Raw genomic sequence first — 18,764 nt, forward strand, 5'->3', positions numbered from 1 at the left:
TGCCGTTGAGATGTGAAACACGAGGCGTTACGGCACACGTGTGGTCGAGGCCAGGGCTGTCGTGCCACTGCCGACGATGCGATTCGTGCATCCCTGCAGGATTCTGCTCCGGAACGACGTCGGGGTGTGATCGCGAGCATGCAGCCGTTGCGAGCGAGTTCGTCGGAACTGGCGGCCAGTGCGAGTGGCACGAGGCGCGTCACCGTTCGGTCGTCAGCCGTAGGCGAATTTCGTGTGACTCAAGCAAGTGGCTCACTGGCTGGCCGCCGACACCGACCTGTGGACCGGCACCACCTGGATCGTGGATTCCACTGGCGAAGAGGTCACCATTGCTCCATTGGTCGTCAATCCGCTGAACGGCGACTTTGTAGGTTTTGGTAGCCAGACTTCGCACAGATCCTGCGGGTTGGAGGAGATCTCTGCTCCCAGATTGCTCCCACGCAACGCGAAGAGCCTGCCGACTGAGATCGTCGGCAGCCTCTTTGACCTGGTAAGCGCACCGTGGGCGATACTGGGGTCGAACCAGTGACCTCTTCCATGTGAACTATGGCACTGATGCTGCGCTGACCTGCGAAAACTTGACTCTTGCAGGTCGGTGCAGGTCCGTTCAGGTCCATTGGGGACCATTCCGGCATGTGATCGGGCCGGTCGGTGTGCAACAGCGTGCACAGCGCACTTGAACAGGGGCAACAGACCTCATGTCGCGCTTCTGGCAGATGCTGCGCAATTCGTATGTCCAAAGTAGATTTTATGCGGTGTTTTGTCGGAATGCGACCAAGTTCCTTGACGTCCGGATAGAAGTTGCATACGTTCGAATGCGTCCGCGGTACGCGGGCCTGGGGGCCTGATGCGAGTGGGGCAGCCGATGCTGCCGGTTTGCGCCGTGTGGTGATGTCGTGCGCGGCTGTGCGTGCTTGCCTGTGCGTGTGCTTCCCAGGAACTGCTCTGTCGAGAGGGCGGCATGTCAACGCTTTACATCGCCAACAACCGCACTGAGGACATGGTCGGTGACCTGGCGGCGCAGACCGAGGAGGAGCGCAGGTTCGCCGGCGCGGGCGCCATGCGGATGGTGTGGTTCGCCAAGGACGACGACATCGTCGTGCTGCCGAGATTGCCGGAGCAGGCGTACCTGGACTACGTGACGTCGATGACGCGCACCCGCCTGTCCTCGCTGCGGCTGATCGTGCCGCCGCCTGGGGAGATCGGGGAGGACATCCTCTCGCCGGACCGGTTGCTGGACAGCGGTTTTCTGGCAGAGCTCCGGGACGCGGTGGCCGACCGGACCCTTGCGGAGATCGCACCGATCTACCCCGACGCGGCCGCGGTCGCGGTGGCCAGGACGCTCGGTGCGGAGGACGCGTTGCCCGGCGCCCGGTTCGCCGGCCAGGGCGGTACGACGATGATCAATAGCAAGGCCGTCTTCCGCGCGGTGGCCGCGGGCATCGACGCGCCGATCGCGCGCGGTGCGGTCGTCGCCAGCCACCGAGAGGCGGTCGCCGAGATCGAGCGGATCCTCGCCGACGGACACCCGGTGATCCTCAAGAAGGAGCACCAGGTGGGCGGCCTGGGCAACGAGGTGGTCAGCCGGACTGACGGAGTGCGGCCGGTCGGCGCGAGCCGAGTCGTTGTCGTGCCCGACCGCGCCGCGGTCGAGGCGTACGTCGAGGACCGCTGGAACTGGCTGACCGGAGACCGGCACGACCGGTTCGTCGTCGAGCGGTACATCGAGGGTTCGGTGTCGGTCTACGCCGAGTTTCTCGTCACCGACGACGGTGTCGAGCTGCTCGGTCAGGGCGAGATGACGATGTCGCCGGTGTTCTCGGGACTCGTCTCGCCCGCGCAGTCACTCTCCGGCCGCCAGGTCGCCGAACTCGAACAGGCGGGGCGGCGGATGTGCGAGCCGTTCCGCGACCTGGGCTACCGCGGGGTGCTCACTCCGGACGCGATCCTCACTCCGGACGGTGAGTTGCTGCTGAGCGAGACGAACGCCCGGATCAGCGGTTGCACCCATCTCTACCTCGCCATCGCGGAATGCCTCGGTGCGCGGGACAGGCTCGGCGACCGGGTGTTCCTCGAACAGGGTGGCTGGCGGGTTCCGTCGTTCGGCGCCGCGGTGGACCTGCTCGACAGGTCGGGGCTGGCGCTCGACCTGACCACGAGGACGGGAGTGGTGCTGGTGTGCGACATGAGCCGGCTGGATGGCACCGTCCGGTACTGCGTCGTGGCCGAGGACATCGCCTCGGCACGGCGGATGCAACAGGAACTCGCATCGCTTCCCGTGGCCGCAGCGGTCTGAGCCGGTCATGTCGATTTGTTCGACGACGGGATCATGCCTTCCTGCGTCGGTCCCTGGACGACGGCCTGCTCGTGTTGCGAGGCTTCCCGGTCGCCGCGGGCGGCCTGTCCCGGCACCGTCGGGTGAGGGCTCGGCCCGGCACGCGGCCACACCGGGACGCTGAATCCACGACGTGGTGCCCGTGCACGGTCGCAAACACGTCCAGGGCATTCTGGGCTCGGTGAAACTCGCCTTCCACAGGGAGAACGCGTTCCACGCCCACCGGCCGGACCACGTGTAGCTGCACCGCACTTCCGCTGATGTGCAGCATTAACCGCCGTATGGCGAGAAAAGTCATCACCGTGCCCGCCGACGGCGCGGCATTCGAGGTGTGAGGAGCAGTGCCTCGCGGTCGACCCTGATCAGCACGTGAACAGGCGCGTAGCGGATCGAGCGGGTGCTGTGGCACCACTGCACACCGTGCCGCGGCGGTCGAACAAAGCGTCACTCACAACCGTCGAAGGCAAAGCCGTGCCATAGCGCGAAACACGGCGAAAGTCAGCATGGCGCCTTGCGGATCTCTCAGGTAACTTAGCCGATATACGCGACCAGCCTGGGGGCTTGTGTGGACGCGCATGGGAAGACTCGGCCGTGGTGGATCAGTTGGTGCTGCGGGAGGATCCGGCAGTGTGCCGTGATTCGGAGCGGAAGAGATCAGACGGGATGATCTCTGTTTCGGATCATCCGACAACTCGGATGCCGGTGCGTCCTAAGTGGATGCAAAGCCGGGTCGGTCCCGTAGGCCGCTGAACCTGTCCTCCTAACGGGTCTCGAACATCGCGGTGCCGTCTGAGTTCTTTCTCGGCTGGCTGATTCCGGCTGGATTCCGGTGGTCTCGACACCTCTTGAGCAGCACATCGTGCTGCGTGAATGTAAAACGGCCATCATCGTTCTGGGGGAACTGTGAGTGAAAATGCGTCCGTCATCGGGCAGGCCGCACGTGCTCAACTCACTTCAGCGGCAGCGGCGCAGCTAGAACGCACAGCGATGGTACCGATATCGCAGCTGGTGCTGGAACGGTTCGTGAGGACGGAGGAGGAAAGCACCGAGCACGTCCACATGCTCGCGGTCCTCGGCGAGACCACCCCGCCGATCACGGTCCACCGCGCCACCATGCGGGTGATCGACGGTCTGCACCGGGTGCGGGCCGCGCTGTTGCGCGGCAGGGAATCCATCGAGGTCGTGTTCTTCACCGGGGACGAGCGGGACGCGTTCCTGCTCGCGGTGGAACTCAACGCGAAGCACGGCCTGCCCCTGTCCCGGGCGGACCGGGTGGCCGCGGCGACGAGGATCGTGGCGTCACATCCGGACTGGTCGGATCGGGCCATCGCGGCGCTCACCGGGGTCGGGGCCAGCACGGTCAGCGCGGTGCGCAGGCGGGTGACTGCGGGGGTGACGCAACCCCCGCCGAGGTTGGGCAAGGACGGCAGGGTGCGGCCGTTGAGCACCGCGGAGGGTCGGGTGTTCGCCGGGAGGTTGTTCCAGGAGCGTCCGGAGGCGAGTCTGCGTGAGGTCGCCAGGGAGGCCGGGATCTCGGTCGGCACCGCACGGGACGTGCGTCTGCGGCTCGCGTCCGGTGAGCACCCGGTGCCGCCGCGGCAGCGCTCGCCCGTCAGCCGCGAGGTCGAGGTGCCCGCCCCACGGACCGAAGCCACGGCGCTGGCACTTCCGGCAGATTTCCACGACGCGGTGCGCGCCCTCACACGCGACCCGGCGTTCCGGTTGTCCGAGAAGGGACGCGAGGTCCTGCGCCTGCTGGACGCGCACTCGAGGATCAGCGCCGACTGGTGCGCGCTCGTCGACAGCGTTCCCGCGCACGCCCGCGCAGTGGTGGCCGACATGGCCCGGATGTGCGCGCACTCGTGGAGCGCCTTCGCCGAGGTGGTCCAGCAACGTGAGCAGGCGTCGGGACGGTGATCGCGGCGCGGCTCAGGTCGTGAGGTCAGAACGACGACTCCGGTAGCTGTCCGTCCACGAGCGCGTGTCCCAGCGCCGTGCGCAGCGAGGTGACCTCCTTGCCACTGCGCCTGCTCACCACGAGCCCGGCAGCGCGCAGGGCGGACAGGTGCTGCGACACGGCGCCGCTGGTGATGGTGAGCAAGCTCGCCAGCTCGGACACCGTCCAGGGCCGGTCCAGCGTTCTCAGCAGGCGGGCGCGGGTCCGTCCGATGACGGCTTCGAGCGACCGGTCGGACGCCACTGCGGTGCGTTGCCAGAGCGAGCCGAATCCCCGCGCCGGATAGCACAAGGCGATCCGGTGAGGGGTGTACCGCAGGTAGACGTCGGGCCACAGGAAGGCCGACGGGATGAGCACCACGTCCCGATCGTGCGCGGACAACGTTTCCGCTTGCTCGGGGTCGCCGATCACCAGCGAGCCCGAACGCCAGCGCACCGAGTCGTGCAACCGTGGCGCCACGTGCGGCAGACCGAACTCGACGAGCTGCTTGCCGCGCCACTCGACGTCCCCTTCGAGAACACCGGCCAGGCGCGGCCAGATCGGGTCGATGATCAGCTTGTGGCACTCGGCCAGCACCTCGGCCAGCGCCGCGGCCGACTCCTCGGGGTGCTCGACGATCCGCAGCACGTCGGGCGGGAGCTTTCCGTCACCGAACGTTCCGGTGATGGAGTCGCGCACACGGCCGGCGGGTGTGGAGACGACGGCGGCGAGTTCGGTCTCCACCGGCACGGTGCGCAAGCCGGGTGTCACGATCAGGAACTCGGGCACGGTCGACGCCGTGGTGACGAGCCAGCGCAGCAGCCGGAAACGAGGTTCCCGGTCCAGCCGCACGAGCCGTTCACGCGCCCAGCCGGTCCACCTGTCGTGGGCGGCGCTCCGGTCCGGCCGGGACAGCAGGCGCAGACCCGCGACGGTCTCCCACAGCTGGGACACCGAGAACCGCAATCGTTCGGCCACGCCTCCCGCGAGCGCCACGGATTGCCGCATCGGTCCCCCAGACGCTTTAGTCGTGGCTAAATTGAACCGGTGGGCGAGCGCCGACGCAATCATGTAGCCCGTGGGGAACCAAACTTCCAGCGGGTCTCGGTGGCGTGATCTGCAAGGCGTGGCACTGGCCGCGTCCTGCGGTGAGGGCATGCTGCTGGCCGTTGTCCCGCTGCTCGCGGCGAGCATCACCAGCGATCCGCGTGCCGTGTCGCTCGCCACGATGGCGAGTCAGCTGCCGTGGGTGCTGTTGCCGTTGCTGGTCGGCGTCGTCATCGACCGGGTTCGCCGAGCGTCGTTGCTCGGACTCGCTCTGGCGGTGCAGGCGCTCGCCTGCGCGGTGATGGCGCTGGCGGTCCACGCCGGGATGTTGTCGCTGCCCGTCCTGATGGTGATCGCCTTCGTGCTGGTGGTCGGCCAGGTGATCACGGAGGGCACCAGGGGAGCGATGGTTCCGTCGGTGGTCTCCCCGGACGCTCTCGACGCGGCCAACTCGAGACTGCTCCTCATCGACGTCGGTGTGGTGCGCTTTCTCATCCCGCCGCTCGCGGGCTTCCTCGTGGTCTGGAGCCAGCCGGCGGTCGGGTGGATCGCCGCGTTGTTCACGGCGTTCGCGGTGCTGCTGTCGTTCCGGCTGCGTGCCGTCGACGGCGCCACCACCAAGCCGACCGGCCGGCCGCGCCCCTTGCGGGAGATCCGGGACGGGCTGCACTACCTCGTCGGGAACAGGCTGCTCAGGTCCATCACCGTCGCGGTGTCGGCCGCGTCGTTCGCGTGGTTCATGGGCTACGCCACGCTGGCGCTGTACGTCGAACAGATCCTGCACCTCGACGGCAGGGGCTACGGACTTCTCCTGGCCTGCACGGCGGTGGGGTTCGCCGGTGGTGCCGCGATGGCGAGCCGAGTCATCGCGAGGCTCGGCTATCCCGTGGCCATGCGTGTCGCGGTCACCGTCGAGATCGCCTGCAAGCTCCTCATAGGTGTCGTGCCCGCACACTGGTCCCTCGTGGCCGTGGTGCTCGTCGTGCACTCGGCGGCGACCTTCGTGTGGAACGTCGGATCCCAGTCCAGCAGGCAGCGGTACACGCCACCGGAGCTGCTGGGCCGGGTACTCACCAGCCACCGCGCCCTGTCCTGGGGCATGGCGCCGCTCGGTGCGGTGGCGGGTGGCCTCGTCGCCGGTGCACTGAGCCTCGAGTTCGTGTGGGTGGTCGCCGCGGCGATCCAGGCAGCCGGTGTCGCACTGGTGTGGCGGAACCTCTCGGCGGCCGGGTTCGAGAACGCCCGACTGGTCGCGGTGCCGGTGAACAACCCGGATTGAGGGTCCCGTGCTGACGACGCCAGGGAGGTCGTGCGGTGGCGATCACGGCCAGGGCGTGGGCGGCGATGCGGGTGGGTTCGGGCGGGGAGCGGTCCCTGTCCGGATGGTGCCGAGCAGAGCGTGGGTGGTGCTGAAGACAGGGCGCAGGCTACGACGAGCTGCCCGCTGCGGGCCCTTGCGCGGCGGGTGATGGTGCGGACCAGTTCGGTGGCGGTGAACCAGGCGGCGTGCTCCTGGGGGATCAGGTCCGGGGGTCCTGGGGCGCGGGATCGCCCCGGGTCGACCACGTCCTCGGGCGAGCCCACGACGTGGACCGTGGTGAACGTGGCGTTCTCCGTGGCGTCGTAGCCGTTCACCACGGTCATCGCCCGGTTTGCCTCCCCCGCACGTTCCGCGAGAACGGTGCCGCGAGCCTGCCGCACAGCAGGGTGTCACCGGTCGCCGACTCGGCGATCGAGTGGTTGACGTGGGCGCCAAGCCGTCGAGATCGCGGTTCACCGCGGTCGTGTTGCGCGTGACCGCGAATCCGATCTGCCCGTTGCCCTGCACTATGTGGTGCGGACTCCACAACGAGTTCATTGACCCCGGTATGAACCGATCCCAGATGTCCCACAGCCCAGTGTGGGTCATCAATCGCGATGGATCTAATTGATGTGTCTCGCACGCAAGTGACCACACAATGTAAACCCATCGACCGTAGCCGCGCTATCCGGCGCGTCAACCGGGCACCTGAACCAGTGGGGGAGAACGCGTCCGGCTGCATTGGTTTCATTGTGCGACTACCCGCGCCTGAATCCTTCGGCCTGAGTGGGTTCTCCGCTCATCCGGCGCCGCGTCATTCATTCCTGCGTCTGCCGGAAGCCTTCCGAGGACGTCAACGGTGAACCGGTTCCTGACCGTGCAACCGCGCGAAATGTGCGGTTGCACGGTCGTGCTCAGGCGGTGATCCGGCGAAGCGGCAGCCGGAACAGTCCCCTGGCGAGGAGGCCGGGACGCCACTCGAGCTGTTCCTCGGGCACGGCGAGCTCGTGGTCGCGCAACATCGGGCTGAGTCTGCGGAAAGCCGTGCGAGCTTCGGCACGTGCGAGTTGCGCCCCGAGGCAATAGTGGATTCCGTGTCCGAACCCGAGATGCCTGGACGCGTCTCTGGTGATGTTCAGCAGGTCGGGCGCGGGAAAGTGTTCGGGATCCCGGTTGGCCGCGGCGAGCGCGACCAGCACCGCGTCGCCTTGCCTGATCTCCGCCGCGCCGATTCGGAGATCGGTGATCGCCAGACGCCAGGTCGAGGTTTCGATGGGCCCGTCGTAGCGGATCAGTTCGTCGATCGCGCCGTCGACGAGGCCGGGATCGGCAGCGAGCCGGGCGAGTTGTTCCGGATTGCGCATCAGCGCGAGCGCGGCGTTTCCGATGAGGTTGACCGTGGTTTCGTGGCCGACCACGAGCAGCAGGAACGCCATGGACAGCAGCTCCGCGCTGGAGAGCCGGTCGCCGTCCTCGCTGACCGCCACGAGCTCGCTCAGCAGGTCGTCCGCGGGGGTGACCGCCTTCAGCCGGATCAGCTCGCTCAGGTAGGTCCGCAGCTCGTACCCCGCGGTGTCGCGCTGTTCCGCGCTGCCGCCGTTCGGCGACACGACGGCGGTGGACCAGGTGCGGAACTGTCCGCGATCGTCGTACGGCACGCCGAGCAGCTCGCAGATGACCGAGGTCGGCAGCAAGGAGGCGTAGTCCTCGACGAGGTCGAACTGCGCGCGACCGGTCAGGTCGTCCAGCAGGCCGTCCGAGATCTCCCGGATCCGCGGGCTCAGCGCGGAGATGCGGCGAACGGTGAAGGTCTTGTTGACCAGTTTGCGCAGTCTGCTGTGGTCCGGCGGATCGGAGGTCAGCAGGTGGTTGCCGAACGGCCGCTTCTCGCTCAGCAACGGGTTCGGGCCGCTCCTGAGATGTTCCGCCGCGAGCCCTGGGTCTTTTCCGAGCCGGTGGTCGGACATCGCGAGCCGTGCCTCGTCGTGGCCGGTGATGATCCAGAAACGAGTGCCGTTCGGCAATGCGACCAGCTGCACCGGACTGTTCGCGCGCAGTCGTGCGTAAGTTGGATGAGGATTCGCGACGAAGCTCGGATCAGCTGGATCGAGCTCGGTGATGGATGTGGGCGTCACCATGCGCAGGACCTGTCCCCCCAGGAATTAATGGCCCGTGTCGAGTGATCAGTCTACGAGCTTGGAGGTGTGTTTTGCGCCTGTGCAGTCAGCAGGGTTGAACAGGCCTTGACGGGTGTGAGGTGTCTAGGTTTCGCTGCATTTGATGTCGAGCGCAGGTGGGGGTAATGCGTCGTTCACGCGAATTCGCCGTTGTCGCCGGTGTGGGCGCGAGTTTGCCGAGCCGGCTGGTGACCAATGAAGAGCTGGCGTCCCGAATGGACACTTCGGATGAATGGATTACGACGCGAACCGGTATTCGGCAGCGATTCGTGGTGGAGCCGGGAGCGGCGACGTCGGACCTCGCGGTCGAGGCGGGTGCGCGTGCGTTGAAGTCGGCGGGGATGGCGGCGGTCGACGCCGTTCTGCTCGCCACGACGACGCCGGATCACCCGTGTCCGGCCACCGCGCCCTCCGTCGCCAGCCGGTTGGGCCTGACGGGCGTGCCCGCCTTCGACGTGAACGCGGTGTGCTCGGGATTCGTCTACGGGCTCGCCGTGGCGGACGGCCTGATCGCCTCGGGTGCCTTCGCCTCGGTGCTGTTGATCGGCGCGGACACGTTCTCGACGATCGTCGACGGCGATGATCGGGCGACCGTCTCGGTGTTCGGTGACGGCGCGGGCGCGTGCGTCCTCAGGGCGGGCCGGTCCGATGAACCGGGTGCCGTGCTCGGCGTCGAACTCGGCAGCGACGGCGGCTTGCGCGAACTGATCATCGTGCCGGACGGGGGTTCCCGGCAGCGGTCGGCCGGTGACTCCGCAGCGACGGTGAGCGGGAAGTACTTCTCGATGCAGGGCAAAGCCGTCTACAAGCACGCGGTGCGCCGGATGACCCAGGCGACGCTCGACGTGCTCGACCGCGTCGGCTGGTCTGTGCAGGACGTCGACCTGCTCGTCGGGCATCAGGCCAACAAACGCATTCTCGACACCGTGGTCGCCGGGCTCGGCATGCCAGCGGACCGGGCGCTGGTGAACGTGGACCGGGTGGGCAACACCGCGGCCGCGTCGATCCCGATCGCGTTGACGGACGGTGTGGCCTCCGGCGCGTTGCGAGAGGGCCGGAGAGTCGTGCTGACGGCGTTCGGAGGTGGCGCGAGCTGGGGTGCCGCCGCACTCGTGTGGCCGGACATCGCCGCGACGTGATCCGGATCATCCGCTCCGCGGCTGCGGCGGATTCGATGTGAACTCCTGTTGGGGGACTTGATGATGGACACTGTTCTGTTGCGGATCACGGAGCTCATCCGCGAGCTGCTGCCCGAGTACGAGGGCGAGATCGCGTTGTCCGCGAGGTTCCAGGAAGACCTCGGCATGGACTCGCTGAACATGGTCGACCTGCTCTCCGACGCCGAGACCGCGTTCGACCTGGAGATCCCGGACTCGAGGCTGGACAACCTGGACCGGGTCGAAGGGCTGGTCGAGTACATCGTCTCCGTGCTGCGGGAGGAGAGCGATGGCGCGGATGTCCGTTCCGCCTGAGGTCGACGACGTCGATCTCGAGGAGGTGAACCTCTTCGACCCGAACCTCTACGCCACGGGGGACCCGCACGCGATCTGGCGAGCGCTCCGCCTGCGCGATCCGGTGCGCTGGCAACAGCTCGACGACGGCCGCGGCTTCTGGTCGATCACCAGGTACGACCACGCGTGCCGGGTGCTGCGCGACCACGACCTGTTCACCTCCGAGGGCGGGAACCTGCTCTACACGCTCGGCAGCTGGGACCCCGCGGCGGGGAAGATGATGACCTCGATGGACCCGCCGGGGCACACCGAGCTGCGGGAGCCGCTGAACCACCTGCTGTCGCACCGCGAACTCGTCAGGCGCGAGGACCACATGCGCCGTGCCGTGCGCCGGTTCCTGCTGCCGTTGCTGGACGATTCGCCCTGGGATCTCGCCGAAGCGGGCATGAGCCTGCCGATGTCGTTCACGGGCCCGTTGCTCGGGGTGCCCGAGTCCGACTGGGCCGCGCTCGCGCGCACGAGTGTCGCGGCGATGGCTCCCGACGACCCCGAGTTCGGCGTGGGTGGCACGGAAGAGGCGATCGCGAAAGCCCACTTCGAGTTGTTCGAGTACTTCTCGGCGCTCGTGCACGACCGTGGCACCGAGCTGTCCGACGACCTCATCGGCTGTCTCATGGGAACGGAGATCGACGGGCGTGGGCTCACCCACGACGAGGTCGTCTACAACTGCTACAGCCTGTTGCTGGGCGCCAACGTCACCGCGCCGCACGTCGTCGCGACCACCGTGCTGGCGTTGATCGAGCAGCCGGCGGTTCAGGACGAGATCGCCGCGCGGCCGGAACTCGTGCCGTCCGCGGTGGAGGAAGCGCTGCGCTGGTCCTCGCCCGCGAACCACTTCATGCGTCACGCCGTGGACGACGTGACGCTGGGCGACGTTCGGATCCACGCGGGCGACCCGGTGGTGGCCTGGGTGGGGTCCGCGAACCGCGACGAGGAGGTCTTCGCCGACCCGTACACGTTCGACGTGGCCCGCAAACCCAACCGCCACCTCGCTTTCGGCTTCGGCCGGCACTACTGCGTGGGCGCGCCGATCGCCCGCATCGCACTGGGACTCGTCGTCAGCGAGCTCGTCGGGTTGGTGGAGCGGTTCGAGCTCGCCGGTCCGGTGGAGCGCATGCGCTCGAACTTCGTCGCCGGTGTCAAACACATGCCCGTCGTCGCCCACCTGCGCGCCGATGCCGCGCGGGTGCTGCGCGCCGAGACCCTCGAACCCGAATAGGACCGCGATGCCGAACTCGACCGCCGGCCACCCTCTCACCCCCGCACAGCTCGGTGTGTGGTTCGCACAGCAGATGGACCCGGCGAGCCCGATCTACAACATCGGCGAGTACCTGGAGATCACCGGTTCGGTCGATGTCGCCCTGTTCGAGGCTGCGATCCGCATCGCCGTCGACGAGACCGAGGCACTGCACGTCGGATTCGCCGACACCGACGACGGGCCCCGGCAGATCGTCCGGCCTCCTGGCGACTGGACCGTCGACGTGATCGACCTGCGCGGCGAGCCGGACCCGCGTGCCGCGGCGGTGCGGGTGATGCGGGCCGACCTGGGCCGGCCGGTCGACCTCATCGAGGACAGGTTGTTCGCCCAGATGGTCTTCGTCGCCGCCGATCGGGTGTTCTGGTACCAGCGCGCCCACCACGTCGTGCTGGACGCGTACGGCCTGATGCTCGTCGCGCGCAGGGTCAGCAACGTCTACACCGCGCTGGCGGCCGGCGAACCGCCCACCGCCGAGTTCTCGCGGCTGCCCGACCTGCTCGCCGACGAACAGGCGTTCCGCGAGTCGGGGCAGTGGGAACGCGACCGCAGGTTCTGGATGGAACGGCTGACAGGAGACGCCCGGCCGGTGAACCTCGCGGGTCGCTGGGCGGCGACCTCCCGAAGTTTTCTCCGGCACAGCACCACGATCGCGCCGGACCAGGCGGAGGTGCTCGCCGCGGCGGCCCGCCGCGCCAAGGTGAACTGGTCGCGGGTCGCGATCTCCGCAGTGGCCGCCTACGTGCACCGCATCACCGGATCGGCGGAAGTGCGGCTCGGTCTCCCGGTGCCCGCCCGGCTCGGCCCGGTGACCCGCCGGGTGCCCGGCATGGTGGCGAACGTCGCACCGCTGCGGTGCGCGGTCGCGTCGTCGACGAAGCTCGGTGAGCTGGTCGGCGAGGTGTCGCGCGAGGTGCTGCAGGTGTTGCGGCACCAGCGTTACCGCGCGGAGGACCTGCGTCGCGACCTCGGCCTGCTGGGCGAAGACCGCAGGTTGTACGGCCCGGTCGTCAACATCATGCAGTTCGACTACACCTTCACGTTCGGCGGTCTGCCGTGCGTCGCGCACAACCTCGCGACCGGGCCCATCGAGGACCTGTCGATCAACATCTACGAGCGTGGGTCCGGCGCGGGCCTGCAGGTCAACTTCGACGGCAACCCGGCGCTCTACCGCGCGGAAGACCTGGTGACGCACGGACGGCGGTTCACCACCCTGCTCACCGCGTTCGCCGAGAATCCGGACCAGTGCGTCGGCGACGTGGATCTGCTGACAGACGACGAGCGTCGGCAGGCGGCGCGGTGGAACGCCACCGGCCGGGTCGTTCCCGAGCTCGACGGCGACATCGCGGGCCGGTTCGCCGCACAGGTCGCCCGCAACCCGGACGCCGTGGCCGTCGATGCTGCGGGCACGCGGCTCACGTACCGGGACCTCGACCGGCGTGCCGACCTGCTCGCCCGCCGCCTGGCCGCTCTGGGCGTGGGCGCGGAAACACCGGTGGCGCTGCTGGTGGAGCGCTCGGCCGAGCTCGTGGTCGCGCTCATCGCGATCACGAAGGCCGGAGGTGTGCAGGCTCCGTTGCACAGCGGGTGGCCGGACCAGCGGCTCGCGCTGGTCGCCGCCGACGTCGGTGCCGCCGTCCTGCTCGTCGACCGGGCGAACGAACATCGGACGTTCGACCACGACATGCGCGTCGTGCCGGTGGAGGAAGAGCACGGCTCCGGCCCGGTCGAGACGGTCCACGTGCCCGCGGAGCCGGCACAACTGGCGTACGTCATGTACACCTCCGGTTCGACCGGAACACCGAAGGGTGTCGGTGTCACCCATCGGGACGTCCTCGCACTCGCGCTGGACCAGCGCTGGTCGCCGGACGACCACGAGCGCGTGCTGCACTACGCACCCCACGCCTTCGACGCCGCGACGTACGAGCTCTGGGTACCGCTGTTGAACGGGCACACCGTCGTGCTCGCGCCCGCGGGAAACCTCGACGCACCAGAACTGCGTCGCCTGGTGGCGGACAAGGGCGTTACCGGACTCTGGCTCACCGCCGGGCTGTTCGCCGAGCTGGCTGACTCCGATCCCTCGTGCTTCAGCGGTGTCCGGCACCTGATCACCGGTGGGGACGTCGTGTCGCCCGCCGCGGTGCGCGCGGTGCTCGGCGCCTGCCCGGGACTGGCGATCGCCAACGGGTACGGTCCGACGGAGACGACCACCTTTGCCCTGTACCACCGGATGACTGCTCAGTCCTCTGTTGGCACAACAGTGCCGGTCGGTCTGCCGTTGGACAACATGCGCGCACACGTGCTGGACGCACGGCTGCGCCCGGTGCCTCCCGGCGTGGTCGGCGAGCTCTACGTCTCCGGCGACGGGGTGGCGCGGGGCTATCTGAACCAGCCGGGCCGCACGGCCGAGCGGTTCGTGGCTGATCCGTTCGGCACCGGCGATCGCATGTACCGCACCGGTGACCTGGTTCGCCGGCGCGACGACGGGGTGATCGAGTTCGTCGGTCGCCACGACGACCAGGTGAAGATCCGCGGTTTCAGGGTCGAACTCGGTGACATCGAGAACGCGCTCGCCGGGCACGACAGCGTGGCACAGGCCGTCGTCGTGGTGCGCGAGCACCAGCCGGGAGACCGCCGGCTGGTCGCGTACGTCACGCTCGCAGGCGACGGTGCCGGCACAGTCGACGTCGAGGCGCTGCGTGAGCACCTCGCCGCGACACTGCCCGGCCACATGGTTCCCGCCGCCGTCGTCGTCCTGCCCAGGTTTCCGTTGACACTCAACGGAAAGATCGACCGCGCGAGCCTGCCCGCGCCCGACTTCGCCGCCGGTGCCGCCGGGAAGGCGCCCGTGACGCCGCGGGAGCGCGGTCTGGCAGCGTTGTTCGCCGAGGTGCTCGGACTGCCTTCGGTCGGTGTGGACGACGACTTCTTCAAGCTGGGCGGTCACTCGCTTCTCGCCACGCGCCTCATCAGCCGCATCCGCGCCGAGGAGGGGGTGGACCTCGGCATCAAGAGCCTCTTCGACACCCCGACCGTGGCCGGACTCGCGGCATCGCTCGACGCCGCCGGCGCGGTCGCGGACGACGACCGCCCGCCACTCGTCGCGCGCCGGCGGCCCGATCTGCTGCCGGTGTCGTTCGCGCAGCAACGGCTGTGGTTCCTGCACCGGTTGGAAGGTCCGAGCGCCACCTACAACATCCCGCTCGCGCTCCGGTTGTCCGGAACGCTGAACCGCGCCGCGCTGGAGCTGGCATTGCGGGACGTCGTCCTGCGGCACGAGAGTCTGCGCACGGTGTTCCCCGAGCACGGGGGGACTCCGGTCCAGTCGGTGTTGTCCGCGGCGGACGTCGTCGTCACGCTCAGCGCTTCGGAGTCCACCGAGGAGGCGCTGCCGGACGACCTGGTCGCGACGGCCCGGCGTCCGTTCGACATCTCCGCCGAGCTTCCGGTGCGCGGGCACCTCTTCGTCTTGGGGGAGCAGGAGCACGTGTTCCTGCTGTTGTTGCACCACATTGCGGGTGATGGGTGGTCGATGGCGCCGTTGGCGCGGGATTTGGCGTTGGCGTATGGGGCGCGGTGTGCGGGTGGTGTGCCGGGGTGGGGTGTGTTGCCGGTGCAGTACGCGGATTACGCGTTGTGGCAGCGTGAGTTGTTGGGGGAGGAGTCGGATCCGGGTAGCCGGGTGAGTCGTCAGCTGGAGTTCTGGCGGTCGGTGTTGGCGGGGTTGCCGGAGCAGATCGACCTGCCCACTGACCGGAGCCATCCCGCTGTCGCGGGTTTCCGCGGCGACAGCCTCGCCTATCGAATCGAACCCGAACTGCACCAGCGGTTGCTGAAGGTGGCTCGTGGTTGTGGTGCGAGTGTGTTCATGGTGTTGCAGGCGGGGTTGGCGGCGTTGTTGTCGCGGTTGGGTGCGGGTGTGGACGTGCCGATCGGGTCGCCGATCGCGGGCCGGACCGATGCGGCGCTGGACGATCTGGTCGGGTTCTTCGTGAACACGCTGGTGTTGCGCACGGATGTGTCGGGTGATCCGTCGTTCGCGGAGCTGGTGGAACGGGTGCGGGCGGCGGATCTTGCGGCGTACGCCAACCAGGACGTGCCGTTCGAGCGGCTGGTCGAGGTGCTCAACCCCACCCGGTCGCTGTCGCGCAACCCGCTCTTCCAGGTCATGCTCGGGTTCCAGAGCGTCACAGAGGAACTACCGGGACTGGGTGGCCTCACCACCGCGGTCGAGCCGGTGGATGCGTGTGTGGCGAAGTTCGACCTGTCGTTCAGCCTGCTCGAGCACCGAGGGATGGACAGCACACCGGACGGCATCGACGGGGTGGTCGAGTACCGCACCGATCTGTTCGAGGAGCTGACGGTGCGAACGCTGGTCCAGCGCTGGACGGCGTTGCTCGACCAGGCGGCCGGTGACTCCCGCCGGCGGGTGAGCCGGTTCGAGATCCTGGTCGGGGACGAGGAACGGCGTCTGCTGTCCGAGTGGAACGGGTCCGCAAGGGCCAGGCTCCACGCGGGAAGCACGGTGCAGCAACGGTTCGCGCGTCAGGCCGCCGCTACCCCCGATGCGATCGCGGTGTCCGCCGGAGGGGAGAGGATGACCTATCGCGAACTGGACGCCGCCGCGAACCGGCTCGCGCGAGTCCTGATCGGACTGGGGGTCCGAGCCGAGAGTCCGGTCGCCATCGTGGCGGACAGGTCGATCGGGCTCGTGGTCGGCACCCTGGCGATTCTCAAGGCGGGCGGCGTGTACGTGCCACTGCACCTCGGCCAACCGGACGAACGGCTCAACCTGGTGCTCGCCGACGTGCGGCCTGTGGTGGTCCTCGCCGACCGCACCACGCGGGCGCGCGTCGCGGACCAGACGGCGCCGGTGCTGCTCCTCGACGATCACGAGGCGGTCAGCGCCGCCGGTGCCGATGATCCGGCGGTGCCCGTTGCCGAGGAACAGCTGGCGTACGTCATGTACACCTCGGGGTCGAGCGGTACTCCCAAGGGCGTGGCGATCACCCACCGCGACGTGCTCGACCTCGCGCTCGACTCCTGCTGGCAACCGGAGAAACACGCACGGGTGCTGCTGCACGCGCCGCACGCCTTCGACATCTCCACCTACGAGTTGTGGGTGCCGTTGCTGACCGGTGGTCAGGTGGTCGTGGCACCTGCGGGTGACGTCGACGCACGGTTCCTGGAGCGGGTGATCGCGGACGAGGACCTCACCGCGGTGCACCTCACCGCGGGCCTCTTCCGGGTGATGGCGGAGGAGCAGCCGTCGATGTTCAAGGGATTGCGCGAGGTGCTCACCGGTGGCGACGTGGTGTCGTCGGCGGCGGTGCGGCGGGTGCTGGATCACTGCCCCGGTGTGGTGATCCGCCATCTGTACGGACCGACTGAGATCACGCTCTGCGCGACGCAGCACCCGGTGGCACGCGGACATCGGGAGAGCGATGTGCTGCCCATCGGCGTACCGCTGGACAACACGCGGGTCTACGTGCTGGACGCGACGCTGCGGCCGGTCCCGGCGGGGACACCGGGTGAGCTCTACATCGGCGGCGCCGGACTTGCCCGTGGTTACCACGGTCGTCCGGGGATGACCGCGGAACGCTTCGTCGCCGACCCGTTCGGCCTGCCGGGCGAAAGGCTGTACCGCACCGGTGACGTCGTGCGGTGGAACGCCGCCGGAGAACTGGTGTTCCTGGGCCGGTCCGACGAACAGGTCAAGATCCGCGGATTCCGCGTCGAGACGGCGGAGGCCGAGGCCGTGCTGGCCGGTCAGCACGACGTGGCGCAGGGCGTGGTCGTCGCGTGGTCCCGTAATCCTGGTGACACGCGGCTAGCGGGTTTCGTGGTTCCCGCTGCCCGTGCGGAGGTGCGGCCGGCGGAGCTGAGGAACAGGCTCGGCTCGGTGCTGCCCGACTACCTGGTGCCGGAGACGGTGACGGTGCTCGATCGGATTCCGTTGACCGTCAACGGAAAACTGGACCGCGAGAAGCTGGTCGAGCTGGCGGCCGAGGAGGTGGACGGGCAGGCACCGGACGGCACACCACCTCGTACCGCGCGGGAGAAGGCGTTGTGCGAGATCTTCGCCGAGGTTCTCGCCGTGCCGTCGGTCGGTGTCGACGACAACTTCTTCACGCTCGGCGGTCATTCACTGCTCGTGATCCAGGCGTGCGCGCGGATGAAGCGGGTGCTCGGCGTGGACGTCGCGCCACGTTCGCTGTTCATCGCGCCGACCGTCGCGTCGCTCGACGCGATGTTGTCGGACGGGCAGCACGACGACGGACTGGGCCGGATGCTGCCGCTGAGGCCGGGAGGTGAGCTCAGCCCGCTCTTCTGCGTGCACCCCGGCGGTGGTGTCGGCTGGAGCTACACCGGGCTGCTCACTCATCTCGAACCCGGCAGGCCCGTGCACGTGCTGCAGGCGGCGGGACTTCGGGCGGACGGACCGCTTCCCGGCAGCATCGAGGAGATGGCGGCGGAGTACGCCGAGCTGATTCGCGGCGTGCGCCCGCACGGTCCGTACCACCTGCTCGGCTGGTCCTTCGGCGGCCTGGTCGCACATGCCGTGGCGAAGCTCCTGCGCGACCAGGGTGAGGAGGTCGGACTGCTCGCCGTGCTCGACGCCTATCCCGGCGACCCCCGGTACGCGGCCGAACCCTCGGAGCAGGACGTGCTGGAGGCGGTGCGGCACGCCGCCGGTGTGGCCGCGCTGCCGGACGAGGAGCGCACGAGCGCGTTCCTCGCCGTGGCGGCCAACAACGTTCGGCTCGCCCGGTCCCACGTGGCCGGTCACTTCGACGGCGACCTTCTGCTCGTCACGGCCGAAGCCGATCGGACCGACCAGACTCCGGCGGCCGGTAGCTGGCGTGACCACGTCGGCCACATCGCGCATCACCCGCTCGCACACCGGCACGCGGACCTGACCGGGCCGCAGGCCCTGGCCGAGATCGGCCCGCTGGTGGCCGAACACCTGAGGAGGACGATCCCGTGACCAATCCGTTCGACGACCCGGACGCGCGCTTTCTCGTGCTGGTCAACAGCGAGGGCCAGCACTCGCTGTGGCCCGAGTTCGCCGACGTGCCCGCCGGCTGGGAGATCGCGCTCCCGGCGAACAGCCGGCAGGCATGTCTCGACCACGTCGAGCGCAGCTGGACCGACATGCGCCCCGCGAGCCTGGTCGCCGCGATGCGGCCGGCGGACTGATCG

At 68.6% G+C, this 18,764-nt stretch carries 11 protein-coding genes; 9 read left to right on the plus strand and 2 right to left on the minus strand.

Features of this window, described 5'->3' with window-relative positions; translation table 11 throughout:
* Positions 1-247: 247 nt before the first annotated feature.
* The 3 genes from BMW88_RS41215 to BMW88_RS29705 all read left to right on the plus strand — a co-directional run bounded on the left by BMW88_RS41215 (position 248) and on the right by BMW88_RS29705 (position 4,252).
* Positions 248-529 carry a hypothetical protein gene (locus tag BMW88_RS41215; RefSeq protein WP_143116308.1) on the plus strand — a complete coding sequence of 94 codons (282 nt, stop codon included), beginning with the start codon at positions 248-250 and terminating at the stop codon, positions 527-529.
* 432 nt (positions 530-961) lie between these two features.
* On the plus strand, positions 962-2,296 hold the full coding sequence (locus BMW88_RS29700; protein ID WP_089956881.1) for a preATP grasp domain-containing protein: 1,335 nt from the start codon (positions 962-964) through the stop codon (positions 2,294-2,296).
* 1,062 nt (positions 2,297-3,358) lie between these two features.
* Positions 3,359-4,252: a ParB/RepB/Spo0J family partition protein gene (locus BMW88_RS29705; RefSeq protein ID WP_177221453.1), complete on the plus strand. Its 894-nt coding sequence runs from the start codon at positions 3,359-3,361 to the stop codon at positions 4,250-4,252.
* Positions 4,253-4,277: 25 nt separating this feature from the next.
* On the opposite strand, the gene BMW88_RS29710 is transcribed toward BMW88_RS29705, so the two are convergent.
* Positions 4,278-5,249, minus strand: a complete 972-nt coding sequence (locus BMW88_RS29710) for an ArsR/SmtB family transcription factor (protein WP_177221454.1) — start codon at positions 5,247-5,249, stop codon at positions 4,278-4,280.
* A gap of 100 nt (positions 5,250-5,349) precedes the next feature.
* On the opposite strand from BMW88_RS29710, the gene BMW88_RS29715 reads away from it, so the two are divergent.
* Positions 5,350-6,597, plus strand: coding sequence for an MFS transporter (locus BMW88_RS29715; protein ID WP_245778153.1), 1,248 nt, complete (start codon positions 5,350-5,352; stop codon positions 6,595-6,597).
* Between the two features lie 935 nt (positions 6,598-7,532).
* On the opposite strand, the gene BMW88_RS29720 is transcribed toward BMW88_RS29715, so the two are convergent.
* Positions 7,533-8,756, minus strand: coding sequence for a cytochrome P450 family protein (locus BMW88_RS29720; protein WP_089956888.1), 1,224 nt, complete (start codon positions 8,754-8,756; stop codon positions 7,533-7,535).
* Between the two features lie 164 nt (positions 8,757-8,920).
* On the opposite strand from BMW88_RS29720, the gene BMW88_RS29725 reads away from it, so the two are divergent.
* The 5 genes from BMW88_RS29725 to BMW88_RS29745 all read left to right on the plus strand — a co-directional run bounded on the left by BMW88_RS29725 (position 8,921) and on the right by BMW88_RS29745 (position 18,761).
* Positions 8,921-9,934, plus strand: a complete 1,014-nt coding sequence (locus BMW88_RS29725) for a beta-ketoacyl-ACP synthase III (protein WP_089956890.1) — start codon at positions 8,921-8,923, stop codon at positions 9,932-9,934.
* A 63-nt stretch (positions 9,935-9,997) separates the two neighbouring features.
* Positions 9,998-10,267, plus strand: coding sequence for an acyl carrier protein (locus BMW88_RS29730; RefSeq protein ID WP_177221456.1), 270 nt, complete (start codon positions 9,998-10,000; stop codon positions 10,265-10,267).
* Positions 10,251-11,525, plus strand: coding sequence for a cytochrome P450 (locus BMW88_RS29735; RefSeq protein WP_245778154.1), 1,275 nt, complete (start codon positions 10,251-10,253; stop codon positions 11,523-11,525). Before BMW88_RS29730 ends, BMW88_RS29735 begins: the two co-directional genes overlap by 17 nt.
* 7 nt (positions 11,526-11,532) lie before the next feature.
* Positions 11,533-18,549: an amino acid adenylation domain-containing protein gene (locus tag BMW88_RS29740; protein ID WP_177221458.1), complete on the plus strand. Its 7,017-nt coding sequence runs from the start codon at positions 11,533-11,535 to the stop codon at positions 18,547-18,549.
* The gene (locus BMW88_RS29745; protein ID WP_089956901.1) at positions 18,546-18,761 is read left to right on the plus strand and encodes an MbtH family protein; all 216 of its coding nucleotides are present in this window, start codon (positions 18,546-18,548) and stop codon (positions 18,759-18,761) included. The genes BMW88_RS29740 and BMW88_RS29745 overlap by 4 nt, the downstream gene beginning before the upstream one ends.
* The last annotated feature ends 3 nt before the right edge of the window (positions 18,762-18,764 follow it).

It is taken from the genome of Lentzea xinjiangensis, assembly GCF_900110955.1.
Taxonomy (GTDB): domain Bacteria; phylum Actinomycetota; class Actinomycetes; order Mycobacteriales; family Pseudonocardiaceae; genus Lentzea; species Lentzea xinjiangensis.

Excerpts from the sequence above, each read along its gene's own strand:
- BMW88_RS29725 (WP_089956890.1), top strand. The coding sequence starts at position 8,921 with ATGCGTCGTTCACGCGAATTCGCCGTTGTCGCCGGTGTGGGCGCGAGT.
- BMW88_RS29730 (WP_177221456.1), top strand. The coding sequence starts at position 9,998 with ATGGACACTGTTCTGTTGCGGATCACGGAGCTCATCCGCGAGCTGCTG.
- BMW88_RS29720 (WP_089956888.1), bottom strand. The coding sequence starts at position 8,756 with ATGGTGACGCCCACATCCATCACCGAGCTCGATCCAGCTGATCCGAGC.
- BMW88_RS29700 (WP_089956881.1), top strand. The coding sequence starts at position 962 with ATGTCAACGCTTTACATCGCCAACAACCGCACTGAGGACATGGTCGGT.
- BMW88_RS29735 (WP_245778154.1), top strand. The coding sequence starts at position 10,251 with ATGTCCGTTCCGCCTGAGGTCGACGACGTCGATCTCGAGGAGGTGAAC.
- BMW88_RS29740 (WP_177221458.1), top strand. The coding sequence starts at position 11,533 with ATGCCGAACTCGACCGCCGGCCACCCTCTCACCCCCGCACAGCTCGGT.